14 protein-coding genes are annotated in these 13,169 nt (G+C 52.5%); 3 read left to right on the top strand and 11 right to left on the bottom strand.

Going from position 1 to position 13,169, the window contains the following annotated elements; all coding sequences use genetic code 11:
- Positions 1-4: 4 nt before the first annotated feature.
- From ribBA to nrdR, 3 genes are all read right to left on the bottom strand, one after another.
- A complete protein-coding gene (gene ribBA / locus CR46_RS0108335) occupies positions 5-1,171 on the bottom strand; it encodes a bifunctional 3,4-dihydroxy-2-butanone-4-phosphate synthase/GTP cyclohydrolase II (RefSeq protein WP_030071808.1) in 1,167 nt (388 codons plus the stop codon).
- A 72-nt stretch (positions 1,172-1,243) separates the two neighbouring features.
- Positions 1,244-2,422, bottom strand: coding sequence for a bifunctional diaminohydroxyphosphoribosylaminopyrimidine deaminase/5-amino-6-(5-phosphoribosylamino)uracil reductase RibD (gene ribD, locus CR46_RS0108330; protein ID WP_232222361.1), 1,179 nt, complete (start codon positions 2,420-2,422; stop codon positions 1,244-1,246).
- The gene (nrdR, locus tag CR46_RS0108325; protein WP_030071806.1) at positions 2,422-2,925 is read right to left on the bottom strand and encodes a transcriptional regulator NrdR; all 504 of its coding nucleotides are present in this window, start codon (positions 2,923-2,925) and stop codon (positions 2,422-2,424) included. The genes ribD and nrdR overlap by 1 nt, the downstream gene beginning before the upstream one ends.
- 236 nt (positions 2,926-3,161) lie before the next feature.
- Here nrdR and CR46_RS0108320 point away from each other — a divergent pair, with 236 nt between their 5' ends.
- The 3 genes from CR46_RS0108320 (at position 3,162) to dsbG (ending at position 6,698) form a co-directional block, all read left to right on the top strand.
- Positions 3,162-4,931, top strand: a complete 1,770-nt coding sequence (locus CR46_RS0108320; RefSeq protein WP_030071805.1) for a sugar phosphorylase — start codon at positions 3,162-3,164, stop codon at positions 4,929-4,931.
- Positions 4,932-5,033: 102 nt separating this feature from the next.
- Positions 5,034-5,849, top strand: a complete 816-nt coding sequence (locus CR46_RS0108315) for a TlpA disulfide reductase family protein (protein ID WP_030071804.1) — start codon at positions 5,034-5,036, stop codon at positions 5,847-5,849.
- 69 nt (positions 5,850-5,918) lie between these two features.
- On the top strand, positions 5,919-6,698 hold the full coding sequence (gene dsbG, locus CR46_RS0108310; protein WP_030071802.1) for a thiol:disulfide interchange protein DsbG: 780 nt from the start codon (positions 5,919-5,921) through the stop codon (positions 6,696-6,698).
- Between the two features lie 157 nt (positions 6,699-6,855).
- Here dsbG and CR46_RS0108305 read toward each other — a convergent pair whose 3' ends face one another.
- The 8 genes from CR46_RS0108305 to CR46_RS0108270 form a co-directional block, all read right to left on the bottom strand.
- Entirely contained in the window at positions 6,856-7,911 is a 1,056-nt protein-coding gene (locus tag CR46_RS0108305) for a c-type cytochrome (RefSeq protein WP_030071800.1), read from the bottom strand.
- The gene (locus CR46_RS0108300) at positions 7,908-8,603 is read right to left on the bottom strand and encodes a c-type cytochrome (RefSeq protein WP_030071798.1); all 696 of its coding nucleotides are present in this window, start codon (positions 8,601-8,603) and stop codon (positions 7,908-7,910) included. The genes CR46_RS0108305 and CR46_RS0108300 overlap by 4 nt, the downstream gene beginning before the upstream one ends.
- A 117-nt stretch (positions 8,604-8,720) precedes the next feature.
- Positions 8,721-10,082 (bottom strand): ATP-binding protein, encoded by a 1,362-nt coding sequence (locus tag CR46_RS0108295; RefSeq protein ID WP_030071795.1) that lies wholly within the window; start codon positions 10,080-10,082, stop codon positions 8,721-8,723.
- Complete coding sequence (locus CR46_RS0108290) at positions 10,079-10,780, bottom strand: response regulator (RefSeq protein WP_030071794.1); 702 nt, start codon at positions 10,778-10,780, stop codon at positions 10,079-10,081. The genes CR46_RS0108295 and CR46_RS0108290 overlap by 4 nt, the downstream gene beginning before the upstream one ends.
- 182 nt (positions 10,781-10,962) lie before the next feature.
- A complete protein-coding gene (locus CR46_RS0108285; RefSeq protein ID WP_051690147.1) occupies positions 10,963-11,415 on the bottom strand; it encodes a DUF6691 family protein in 453 nt (150 codons plus the stop codon).
- Positions 11,412-11,873 carry a YeeE/YedE family protein gene (locus CR46_RS0108280; RefSeq protein WP_030071790.1) on the bottom strand — a complete coding sequence of 154 codons (462 nt, stop codon included), beginning with the start codon at positions 11,871-11,873 and terminating at the stop codon, positions 11,412-11,414. The genes CR46_RS0108285 and CR46_RS0108280 overlap by 4 nt, the downstream gene beginning before the upstream one ends.
- Before the next feature lie 22 nt (positions 11,874-11,895).
- Entirely contained in the window at positions 11,896-12,087 is a 192-nt protein-coding gene (locus CR46_RS0108275) for a YgaP family membrane protein (RefSeq protein ID WP_030071788.1), read from the bottom strand.
- 39 nt (positions 12,088-12,126) lie between these two features.
- Complete coding sequence (locus tag CR46_RS0108270) at positions 12,127-12,993, bottom strand: MBL fold metallo-hydrolase (protein WP_030071786.1); 867 nt, start codon at positions 12,991-12,993, stop codon at positions 12,127-12,129.
- Positions 12,994-13,169 lie beyond the last annotated feature (176 nt).

Genomic DNA, 13,169 nt, shown 5'->3' with positions numbered 1-13,169 from the left:
CAATTTATTCCTGCTGAGAAGTTGGCTCATACGCCGTGTCATTAGGTCCCAAGCGCTCAACCACTTCGAGATCAAAACCAGAGAGCGCCGAGAATTTCCACGGTGAGCTGAGTAGCCGCATTTTACCTACCCCTAGGTAGCGTAGGATTTGCGAGCCAGTACCAATCGTTAAATAATTACCTGAACCGTCTGAATCGCTGGTGCGCGGTTGACGCACGCGGTCCAGAAAAATATCCAGTTGATCTTTTAAATCCTGATGGGGACGACCATCATCAATCAGCACAAAGACACCCGAAGGTGCATCCGCGATCTCTTTCAGGGCACGATGAGCATCCCAACGGCACTGCTCACCTTTCATTAACCCCACAATATCACGTAGCGTATCCGCTAAGTGAACACGCACAGTAGTGGGCTGTTCTGGGGTCGGTTGCCCCTTAACCAAGGCTAAATGATGAGCGCCCTGTATGCGGTCACGGAACACATGCAGCGCCAGCTCCCCATGGGCCGTCATCACGCTGGTGGTTTCGACCGGGTCAACGGTTTGCTCATTAACGATACGATAGTGGATTAAATCGGCAATTGTGCCAATTTTAATACCATGCTTTTTGGCGAACACTTCAAGCTCAGGACGACGTGCCATACTGCCATCGTCATTCATGATTTCACAAATGACGCCGCTGGGGTCACATCCGGCTAGCGATGCCAAATCACAGGCGGCTTCGGTATGCCCTGCCCGGCGCAAAACACCACCCGGCTCGGCCATCAGCGGAAAAATATGGCCGGGCTGTACAATATCTGTCGGCTTGGCATTTGCTGCCACTGCGGCTTGTACCGTGCGGGCACGATCGGCTGCGGAGATGCCGGTGGTCACCCCTTCGGTCGCTTCAATGGAGAGCGTAAACTTAGTGCCAAACCCAGAGCCATTGTCACGCACCATCAGCGGAAGGTTAAGCTGTTCGCAGCGCTCACGCGTCATGGGCATGCAGATAAGTCCGCAGGCATAGCGTGCCATAAAGTTGATATGCTCGGCCTGCACTTTTTCGGCCGCCATGATGATATCACCTTCGTTTTCGCGATCCTCATCATCCATGAGAATCACCATTTTGCCCTGGCGGATATCTTCCACCAGCTCAGCGATAGGGGACAAACCCTCTGAAGAGGAATGCGCCATGGAATCTCCAAAATAAGTGGTCGCAATACATGCGATTTCGCGCGTCAGGGTACCTTGCTCTGGCCCTGTGCGCTAGTCAGTGCGAGGTTCAGCGATTATTCGCCAATCACTCCCAACGGCGCGAATTTCTTTAATAGTCAAACGTTTTTGGTCAGCCATACGGGTCATACCGGGCAACGCAAATAGTGGTCGAGCTTCACCCCCCAACAGCGTTGGCGCGACAAACAACTGCAGCTCATCCACCGCGTTCGCCTCTAACAGCGCGCCTGCTAAAGTAGCACCGGTTTCAACGAGCAGTTCGTTTATCTGCTCATGCTCAGCTAGCCAGCTCAGCATGTTGGCGAGGTCGATTCGACCTTCTTGATCCGCAGGCATTACCTTAATAAGCGCACCCGCAGCTTCCAGCTTTTGACGTTTTTCGTCACTGTGATGTTCGGTGGTAATAATCAACGTGCGCCCTGGTTCACGAAGGCAGGCTGCCGCTAGCGGTAGACGCAGGCGTGAATCTAAGATGACACGCAGCGGCTGGCGCTGACTGACCGCCTCTGCATTATCAAGCGCCAGCTGTTCCGCGCGCACTGTCAGCCGTGAATCATCCATAATAACGGACTCAACGCCACTTAAAATAGCGCTTGATCGAGCGCGCAGACGCTGCACTTGGCTACGCGCCTCTGGCCCAGTAATCCACTGCGACTCTCCTGACCCCATGGCAGTACGACCATCAAGACTCATGGCCATTTTTAAGCGTACAAAAGGACGTTTGCGCTGCATACGCGAAATAAAACCAGGGTTTAATCCACGTGCATCCTGCTCTAACAGGCCAAACTCCACCTGGATACCCTCATCCCGTAGCCGCTGGATACCGCTACCGCTAACGCGGGGGTTAGGATCAACCATGGCCACGACCACTCGTGCAACGCGAGCATCCGCTAACGCAACAGCACAAGGGCCTGTGCGTCCCGTATGGGAGCAAGGCTCCAACGTGACGTAGGCAGTGGCACCTTCCGCTTTTATACCCGCTGCGTTAAGCGCATGAATTTCTGCATGAGGCTCTCCGGTACGCAGATGGAACCCCTCACCCACCACTTGCCCTTCAGTGTGTTGATCGTAACGGACAATAACGCAGCCCACTCGAGGGTTAGGGTCGGTTGTATAAAGACCCTTAGCCGCTAGTTGCAAGGCACGCGCCATAAAGTGATAGTCAGCGCTAGTGAACCCTTCTTCCATCGGCTCTTTTATCGACTCTTTCATCAACCCTCTCCGCGATGTGGGTCGCTGGGGGCGGATGCAAGATGATCACCAGGATCTTGAGAAAGGCGGTCTATCTCAGCGCGAAATTCGTCTAAATCTTGAAATTTACGGTATACCGATGCAAAGCGGATATAGGCGACCTGGTCGAGCTTGCTTAACGCTTTCATGACGGCTTCACCGATATCCCGCGCGTTGACTTCGCGATCTCCACGGGCACGAAGCGATTGGCGAATACGCTCAACGGCAGCTTCTATTGCCTCGGCACTGACTGGGCGCTTTTCAAGCGCACGCAACATGCCTGCCCGCAGCTTACTCTCGTTAAACGTTTCCCGTGAGCCATCGGATTTCACAACTCTCGGCATGATGAGTTCTGCGGTTTCATAGGTAGTAAAGCGTTCTTGACAGCTAGCGCATTGGCGACGACGGCGCACCTGGTCACCGTCGGCTACCAGCCGCGAGTCGGTCACTCGAGTATCATTAGCACCACAAAAAGGGCAATGCATGGCAGTCAACCTGTTGTCAGTACGTGCAGCGTGTCAGCCTGTGCAGAGAACGGCACTTATCGGCATATTATGAACTATTGTTAGCAGTAAAGTCGCCACGCGCTACAACGATATGCAGTAAAGAGGCACTTGCAAGCAAAAATAGTCGCTTTATTAAACGCGGCGTTAACCTAGCATTGTAACGATTTGGCACACAAGCTGCAGCGTTTGTCGTAGGTTGTTTAAGAGGACACTCCATGACCCCATTTGAGCAGACGGTCTACCACTTCCTTTCGCACCTCTACGGCCCCCGCGCCAGCGAGGTACAGCGCCGCCTTGGACAGCACATTGAGCACTTTCGTCACGTATCAACGGCTCCACCCGTAACAGAAATTACCGCGGGAGAAGAGGATCATGCACCAACGTGGAGCGAAAAAGATCAGTGGATCATTAGTTACGGTGATTCCATTGTGGCAGATGAAGCTCCCCCTCTTGCGGTACTGAATGAATTTCTTCAACGCTATCTGGGTGAGCGCATTAGCGGCGTGCATGTGCTGCCCTTCTTTCCATGGAGCAGCGACGACGGCTTCTCAGTTATTCATTACCGAGAGGTTAATCCAGAGCTGGGTAACTGGGAGCACATACGCGAACTGGCCAGCCACTACGACGTGATGGCAGATTTAGTGCTTAACCACGTGTCTCGCGAATCGCTCTGGTTTGTTGATTATTTAACCGGCAGCCTGCCAGGCCGCGATTACTTTATTGAGGTTGAACCGGAAACTGATGTTTCCCAGGTAATTAGACCACGCAGCAGCCCCTTGCTCGTGCCTATTTCTACGCGTCGGGGAACCCGCCATGTATGGGCAACCTTCTCGGAAGATCAGATCGACTTAAATTTTGAAAATCCTGACGTATTGCTAGAATTTGTTGGCATTTTGCTGTTTTACCTCCAACAGGGCGTGCGTATCATTCGCCTGGATGCTGTGGCATTTTTATGGAAACGTTTGGGAACATCGTGCATTCATCTTCCAGAGACACACACCGTCGTGCGTTTACTGCGCGCCATTGTCGATGAAATATCACCGGGCACGCTGCTAATTACCGAGACCAATGTTCCTCACGCAGAAAACATCAGTTACTTTGGCCTGGAGCGACTTGCCAATGGCGCACCCGACGAAGCCCATATGGTTTATCAGTTCGCATTGCCACCGCTGCTGCTACATACGCTCACGCGCGGTGAAGCGACCACTCTGCAGTCCTGGCTTGCTAGCCTGCCGGTACTGCCTAAGCAGTGTACTTATTTAAATTTCACTGCCAGTCATGATGGTATTGGCGTGCGTCCTTTAGAGGGCTTGCTTCCTGACCATGAGCGAGATGCGCTGCTAGAACTGATGCATCGCTTTGGTGGCTTTGTCAGTATGCGTAGCAATCCTGATGGCAGCGATACGCCTTACGAAATCAATATCACCTGGTTTGAAGCCATGCGCGGCACACGTCGAGGGCCAGACCCTTGGCAAATTGCCCGCTTCCTTTGCAGCCAAGCCATCATGCTTACGCTTCAGGGCATTCCCGCCCTTTATATCCATACCTTGACAGGCACCCTTAACGATGTCGAAGGGGTAGAGCGCAGCGGCCGCTTACGTTCAATTAATCGCCGCCGCTGGCAGCGTGATGAGCTAGCGCTATTACTCGAAAGCCCCTCAACACCGACCCACGATGTGTTTCATGCACTTAGTCGTCTGCTCGAACAACGCCGGTCAGAACCCTGCTTCCATCCCCATGCTGCGCAGCGCGTGCTGCCCACGCCCCCAGAGTTACTTGCTATTGAGCGAGGCCCCCTCAGTGACGGCCGCCGTTTATTAGCCCTATTTAACGTAACCGATACACTGCTGCCATTAGATAAGGTGGGAGAGGCGCTTGAACGAGCGCTTAGCCATCATGCGTGGCGTGCTTTAGACCAACAAAACGCTGGTGAAGAGACTGCGTTACCACCTTACGCCATACGATGGATGGTAACGGATGCTTGAAACATGCGTTGCGGCATAACGTCTCAGCAGCGGGCAATATAATCGTCAAATAATCTACGGCTGAGATACTGCAGCATTAATCATTAACTAAAACGGTTAACTATGCTGCAGCAGAGTATCGCCATTGGCCCCCTGGGGTTCAGTCTTCATCAGCTTGTGTTGGTCATGGCTTTTTTGATGGCACTTTTAGTGGGGGCGCTACTAGGGCGGCGGCACAATGTCGCGGTGAGCGACACACTCATAACGGTGTTTTTTATCGCCTTTATTGCCGCGCGAGTAGTATTTGTTGTGCGGTACTGGGGCGCATATGATGGCATTATTGCTCGGTTTGACATTCGAGACGGTGGCTTTGATTTAACAGGCGGTATAATTGCCGGTCTTGGCTATGCCAGCTGGGTGCTGTGGCGCTCTTCTCGTCAGCGCAGGCCTTTAAGTGGCGCTTTGCTGGCGGGCGGCCTAACCTGGGGTCTTATCGTTGGTAGCACCGCCTTAATTGAGCAACAGTCGCGCCCTCTCCCAAACACGCCGCTAGTCGACCTAAGTGGCCAATCTACCAATCTACCTCAACTTGCTCACCAGACGCAGCAGCCTATCGTGGTTAATCTTTGGGCAAGTTGGTGCCCCCCTTGTATTCGTGAAATGCCTGTTTTTGAAGAAGCGCAGAACGCCGAACAAGGCATTACCTTTGTATTCGTAAACCAAGGGGAAGATGCCCAACACATCGAAGCGTTTATGCACCAGCATGATCTTTCACTGGATAATGTGTGGCTTGACCAACGCAATGCACTGGGAGAAGCGACGGGGGCTCATGCCATGCCGACCACCCTTTTTTACAGCGCGGAAGGAAAGTTGCTTAACACCCATTTTGGTGAACTCTCCCGAGCCACCCTTCACCAAGGTTTGGAACGTTTACGTTGAGACACCCTCTTACATGGGCCCATTTCATCAGCGGTTTACCTTGCTTAATTTTTATATAAGGACCTCCCCATGAACTACTTTTCCCTGACACGTTTAAGCAGCTTGTTACTATTAACAAGTATTGGCGCCACATCGGTTGGCTATGCCGAAGAACTACCTGCACCAGTGCAAGCGTTAGCCAACCAAGGTTTAACAATTCACGGTCAGTTTGAGGCACCAGGGGGCATGCGCGGTTACGGTGCTAGCGTCCAGGGTCAGGATATGGCGATTTATTTAACCCCTGATGGCGAACATGCCGTTGTCGGTACGCTGATGGACAGTCAAGGCAACGACCTTACCGAAGCACAGTTAGACGAACACGTTCGAGCTCCTTTAGAAGCGCAAACCTGGGAACTGCTAGAAGAGAGTCACTGGATCCAAGATGGTGATAAGGATGCTCCGCGGGTGATCTACACGTTTACTGATGCCAACTGCCCCTACTGCCGCCAACTTTGGGAACAAAGCCGCCCCTGGGTAGAAGCAGGTGACGTGCAACTGCGTCATATTATGGTCGGTATTTTAGCGCCAAATAGCCCTGCCCTAGCAGCCACGCTGCTAGGCGCAGACGACCCTTCAACCGCGCTACATAACCATAGCAAAGGCGATTCGCTTTCAGCGAGCGCACAGCCAAGAGATATTGAAGAGCAGGTATATGCCAATAACCAGCTGTTTGAGGAGTTAGGCCTTTACGCTACGCCTACCAGCGCATTCCTACGCGAAACAGACAACGGTGATGTACGTATTGATAGGATTCAAGGCCTGCCAAGCGAAGAGCGCATGATTGAAATGATGGGTAGTGAAGCGCCTTAGTACCGTCCATGACACCGTCTTAGGGCTGCGGCTAGGTACGGCTGCTTCCACTCAACGTTCTCTTCGTAACCAGTAGCCCGTGGTGTTATCACACCACGGGCTACTGGTTTCCCTGATACGCGTATTGCGATGCTTAGAGCGCAGCCCGTCAGGCCGATTATTCGTCAGCTAAGCTTTCGAAACGGGGCATGCCTACGTTCCAAGGCTCGATGTCGCCTTTCTCGCCGAAATTGTCATGGTCACCAAGTACATGACCATCATTTTCACGGGTTTGCCCGTAGAGCGAGCGTTTGTGGAAAGTAGGCCCGAAGCGCTCAGCGGTTTCGACAATATCTCCCGTATAGCGAGGGTCTTGCGGGCGCTCTTGGCTACTCATGTAATAGGCAATATCCCAAGCATCTTGATCGCTTAGCGAGCGCGGTTGACCGAGCGGCATATTGTTGTAAATGAACCCTGCGGCAGTATCTACCCTAACAATGCCTGCGCCCCAGTTATTAGAGCCATCCCCCCAAGGCGCTGGAAAAACGTACTCGCCGTTTTCATAGTGCCCAGAGCCGTCTTCTTGGTGGCAAATGGCACAGTTTTCCTGATATGCGACTTCGCCACGCGCGTAATCAGGGGCTTCAGCTGGCTCATCTGGCGCAGGAAAGCCACGGCCATAAATTGGCTGACTGGGGTACATAGGCGCTCCCGTAGCCAGCCATTGATGATAAGCACTCAGCGCAAGCATCTCGTCACTGCCGTACTCAGGCGGCGTACCATTCATCGAGTAAGCAAAGCAGCCAGCAATGCGCTCTTCAAGGTTGTTAACGTGTTGGTTTTTACCCCTGAAGTCAGGAAGCGTGACCGCTGCTGCCCACACCGGTGCACTAAACGGTTGACGCCCTTCACCTAAGTGACAGCTAGAGCAGTTCATATCGTTATAAACATTTTCACCACGCAGTTGCTGGGTATTGGTGAATAAGTCGTAGCCATAACGAATGACTTTTTTCAGCTCTGGGTGAATATCAGCCTCTTCCAGGTCTGCCATGGTCGGTGGAACGTGAACTAGCTCGCCTTCTTGCGGGGCAGGAAAGCCAAGCTCCACTAACCCTTGGTAAGGCATTTCATCCGTTGTGGCTGCCTCATTGGCAGCGAAGGCACTGACCACGATACCTGTGGCTAATGAACAGCCTGTTAGCGCTAACACGAGACGCTTTTTATGCAAATTCATTGTGCTGTCTCCCCTTCTTCACTGTCGGTTTGAGCGCTAACATCCTGGGTGGCATACCATGCAGACACCGCTTGGATATCCTCATCACTCATACGCTTAGCAATAGCCCCCATCAAATTCTGAGGATCATTACTGCGCTCATCATTTTGCCAAGCATGCAGCTGGTTGCTTATATAGCCTGCATGCTGGCTTGCAATGCCGGGGAACTCTTCACCAACGCCCGTGCCACCCGGTCCGTGACAGCTTTTACATGACACAATATAAGCATCCCAATCTCCACGCTCAGCCAGTTGTTCGCCACGAGCTAATAAAGCCTCATCAGCATCATCCCCCCCTTGGCCTGGCGTTATGGGCATTTGGCTATAGTAAGCGGCAACATCCGCTATTTGCTGGTCATTGAGCATGTTAGCAAAGGGCATCATGGTAGCGTTTTGGCGCCGCCCCTCTTTAAAATCATGTAGCTGCTTAGCGATGTAATCAGCATTAAGCCCTGCCAAACGCGGCCATGACTCACCACCAGGTATATTCATTCCGCTGCCGTTAGCTTGGTGGCAGGCAATACACGTCGCCGCGGCAGCTTGGCCGCGTTCTGCATCACCCGTTTCGGCAAAAACGCTGCCAGCAACGGTGCTGGCACCGACAAAGCTGGCCCCTATCAGCAAGCTAAACTTGCCCCACTGTTTTTTATTCATATTTCCCCCTGACTGCCGGTCGTTATTTGTTTATCTCGTGGTTATTTCCATGCTCACTTACTACGTTCTGGCTGTTATGGCTAAGCGAACGCTATCCAATCGCCTCTTCCTGTCCCCTCAGTCACCGCCAGTAGGGGTAGGCAACGAAGAGGTGAATAAAATAGGGTCAGGCAAAATAGGGATAGATAGGTGAGCGCTAAAGCCGCCGCTCTCAACGTTTTCAAAGCTCACCCAGCCACCAAAACGCTCAACAATTGCCGCCACAATCGCCAAACCCAAACCACTCCCTTGCTGCTTGCTGACACGCCAAAAGCGTTGGGTTAATTGTTTCAGTGTAGCCTCATCTACACCGCTTCCCTGATCATGCACGGTGAACGTTACGTGACGCTGATCAGGGGAAGGCTGCACGGTGAGCACCACAGGCAAATCATCTGCGCCATGGTGCAGCGCGTTATCCAGTAGGTTACGCAGGGCGGTTATTGCTAATTCTCTCGGCATGGCTACGCACACATGGGGAACGTGAGCGGGAGGCTGGCACTGTCCTGCGGTTGCTACACTGTCGGCGATAGCGAACTCTACAATCTCTGCCACCTGGCTTGGTTCGCCGTCGTCAAAGCGCATACGCCCCTCAACTCTTGCCAATGTCAGCAGCTGATCCAGCGTATGCGCTAGACGAACAACCCCCGCCTCGGCACAACGGAGCGCTTCTTTGGCGACGTCACCTTCTGCACGCTGCGCGACCTGGAGATGAGTTTTAATCGCGGTCAAAGGAGTACGCAGCTCATGTGCGGCATCATTGGTAAAACGCTGCTCGCGAACGATGGTTTGCTGGATTCTCACCAGCAGGCCATTGAGCGTATCGATCAGCGGTTTGATCTCTTTCGGTACGCCATAGGTAGACACTGGTGCCAATGCTTCCGGATGACGACTGGCAAGCGATTCACGCAGCCTTGATAGCGGGGCCAATCCACGCCAGACCACTACCCACAGCGCAATCAAACTGCCTGTCAACGCCACGACAAACGGCACAACAGCGACGCGAAACACATCGCTAAGCAGCATGTCCCGCTCATCCATTCGATCGGCGGTAGTAATGACGAGATCGCCTCGCTCATAAGTAAAGACACGCCATGTCGTATCGCCTTCTTGACGATATGCATGACCACGCTCACCCGGTGCCAGTATGGTGTCCATATTGGCATGGGTGCGGGCGATAATATCGCCACGCGGTGAGTGAACCTGGCAGGCTAACCCCTCAATAGGGGGAATAGACAGTGAGCGCGTCTGACTCTGTTCCCAAACATCTTCAGGCAGTTGAAGCACCAAGCCCGCTACCATTCGAGCGGATTGGGCAAGGCGCTGGTCTAGTGTTTCCACAAACTTTTTTTCTAAATCACTGAGCAACCAAGCGGCGGCAACGCCCCACAGCAACGCTAGCGACACCCCCAGGGTGAGTAATAGGCGAGCACGCAAACTCATTGCTGCCCCTTATGGGGTGAGCCTGGAAGATGAACCGCCTCAGGTTTGCCTAACCGATAGCCCAACCCTCGCACCGTTTCAATAACTCCACTGCCGAGTTTTTTACGCAGATGGTGGATATGCACGTTTAGCGCATTGCTCTCTACATCATCACTCAGCCCATAAAGACTATCTTTAAGCTGATCGGCAGAGAGCACGCTACGCGGCGAATGCAAAAAGGCCTCCAAAAGCACCAGCTCTCGCCGCGATAGCGTTACTAGATGACCAGAAACTTTTACTTCACGCGCATTAGGATCTAGCGTTAACGCGCCATGGACCGTTAGGCCCTGGCTACGACCAGATACTCGCCTAAGCAACGCATGGAGGCGTGCCACTAACTCATCAAGATCAAAGGGCTTTACCAAGTAGTCGTCGGCCCCGCACTGCAATCCATCGACGCGGTCTCGTATCGCATCGCGCGCTGTCAACATTAATACCGGAGTGGCAATACCCTGCTCGCGCCACGATTGCAGTAACTGAAGACCATCACCATCGGGAAGGCCACGATCAAGAATGACTAGATCGCTGGTAACTGACTGCATGGTTTGTCGCGCGGCTTGAATCGTGGAAACATGATCGACGACAAAGTCGTACATCATCAAACCGGAACGTATTCCTGATGCGACAAGCGGGTCATCTTCAATGAGCAAGACGTGCATAAGCGGTTTTCCTTTTATTGCAGCTAGCATGGCAAATACACATTAACCCAGCATTAAGCTAGCGGGCTGTGTCATCAATCTGTTTATAAAAACCAGCTATAAAAACCAGTTATAAAAACCAGCTATAAAAACGCCCTTGTCTGGGCAGACAAGGGCGATAGTAACGGACGATATGTGATGCTTTAGCTGATACGTTTTGCGATAAACCAGCCTGCTACCATCGCAATCAATAACGCCAGTAGAGGTATAGACAACCCACCTACAGACGCAATAGCAGGGCCAGGACAATAGCCAGAAAGGCCCCAGCCGATGCCAAACAGCGCTGCGCCGCCCAACAATTTACCATCGAGTGTTTGCTTCGTAGGCAATTGAAAACTGCCGCTAAATAATGGCTCACCACGAGCAAAGACAACCCGGTAACCCACGAATGCGGTAACGACCGCCCCCCCTAGCACAAACATCAGTGTGGGGTCCCAAGCGCCAGCCACATCTAAAAAGCCAATCACTCGCGCTGGGTCCGTCATGCCAGAGATCGCAAGCCCAAGTCCAAAAAGCAACCCCGCGAGGTAGCCAGCCGCAATTTTCACGACACCCCTGTTTTTCACGGCATGAGTACGCTTACTTATCTCGCTCATGCGCCACCTCCGATCACATGGTGCGTTACATAAACGGTCGCTATCGCGACAAGTAGGAATACGCCGGTGGCGGCCATGGAACGGGTTGATAGACGTGCCAAGCCACAAACGCCATGCCCACTGGTACAGCCGCTACCAAGCCCAGTACCGAGGCCTACTAGCAGCCCTGCCACCAGCATCAGCGGTACACCCCCTGCTGGTGCACCAATCACTGAACCGGGGGCATCGGCTACATTACCTAACCCACCACCTAGTGCCATGACTAGCAACGGACCACTGATCAGTCCAACCAAAAAGGCCAGCCGCCAAGCGCTGTCGCCCAGAGGGCGCTGGGTTATTAAGTTTCCGATGATGCCGCTAATGCCAGCGATGCGCCCTAAGGCTCCCATCAGCCATACCGCTGATAGCCCTATCAACACACCACCAACGAGCCCTTGCAGGCTTGCCATCCAGTCCACGGCTTACACTCCTTGCCTGTAATTAATGCTTGTTTTTGCAGGTTGAGATACCCAGCAAAGGATACAGCGGGCAAAAATTAAATAGCCCTGTGGCAAGCGGCACAATGCCAACCCACCCCCACACGCCAATAGTGCCGGTGATTGCCAGCACAATTAGCACTAGACCGACAACGATTCGCGCCACTTTATCGATACCGCCAACATTTGCTTTCATCTTTAGCTCCTTAATAATAAAAATTAGTTTATAAATCAGTTAAAAGCGGTTGATGGGTACTTTCAGGTAGACCTCGCCGTTATCCTCGGCAGGCGGCATTTCGCCTGCGCGCATATTGACCTGTACTGACGGGATAATGAGCCTAGGCATACCCAGCGTGGCATCCCGTTCTGTGCGCATTTTTACGAATTCGTCTTCGCTGATGCCTTCGTGCACATGAACATTCGCCTCACGCTGCTCTTCAACACTGGTTTCGTGTTGGTAAACGTCTCGACCTGGTGCTTTATAGTCATGGCATAAAAACAGCCGTGTTTGCGCCGGTAGCGCCAGCACTTTTTGGATAGAGCGGTATAGCGTGCGTGCATCACCGCCGGGAAAGTCACAGCGGGCGGTACCATAATCTGGCATAAACAGTGTGTCGCCAACGAAAGCCGCATCGCCTATTACATACGTTAGGCAGGCAGGCGTATGGCCCGGAGTATGCAGAACGTAGCCCTGAAGATTGCCAATAGTGAAGGTGTCACCTTCATTGAATAGGGCATCAAACTGGCTGCCGTCTCGAGCAAACTCGGTGCCCGCATTAAACGCTTTACCAAAAATTTCCTGCACATCGACAATACGTGCGCCAATCCCCGTTTTTCCACCCAGCGTTTGGTGCAAATAGGGCGCTGCTGAGAGGTGATCAGCATGCACATGGGTTTCTAAAATCCATGCCACTTCAAGACGGTTATCGCGAATAAATTCAATAATGTCATCTGCAGAACGTACATCTGTACGCCCTGCGGCGTAGTCGAAATCCAGCACCGAATCTAGGATAGCGCAGGCATGACTATCGGGATCCTGCACCACATAACTAAAGGTGTTGGTGGGTTCATCAAAAAAATGGGTAACGATCGGGCGTTGCATGCTATGCCTCCAACTAATGGCAAGTAGTGATGCTGCTGTGCACTCATCATAGACCATAAATGGTTATATGTTTATACTTCTTTGGAATTTAAGACTGTTTCTTGAGTGTGGTCAAGGTTGCGCATCGCTAAGTTGCATAGTGAGATATAAAAGCACTATTGAAAGAATCGATTTTG

Origin of the sequence: Vreelandella neptunia, from assembly GCF_000712975.1 — a bacterium.
GTDB classification, from domain to species: Bacteria; Pseudomonadota; Gammaproteobacteria; order Pseudomonadales; family Halomonadaceae; genus Vreelandella; species Vreelandella qaidamensis.
The sequence above is the reverse complement of the archived record's forward strand: the minus strand, read 5'-3'. Positions and strand labels throughout refer to the sequence as shown.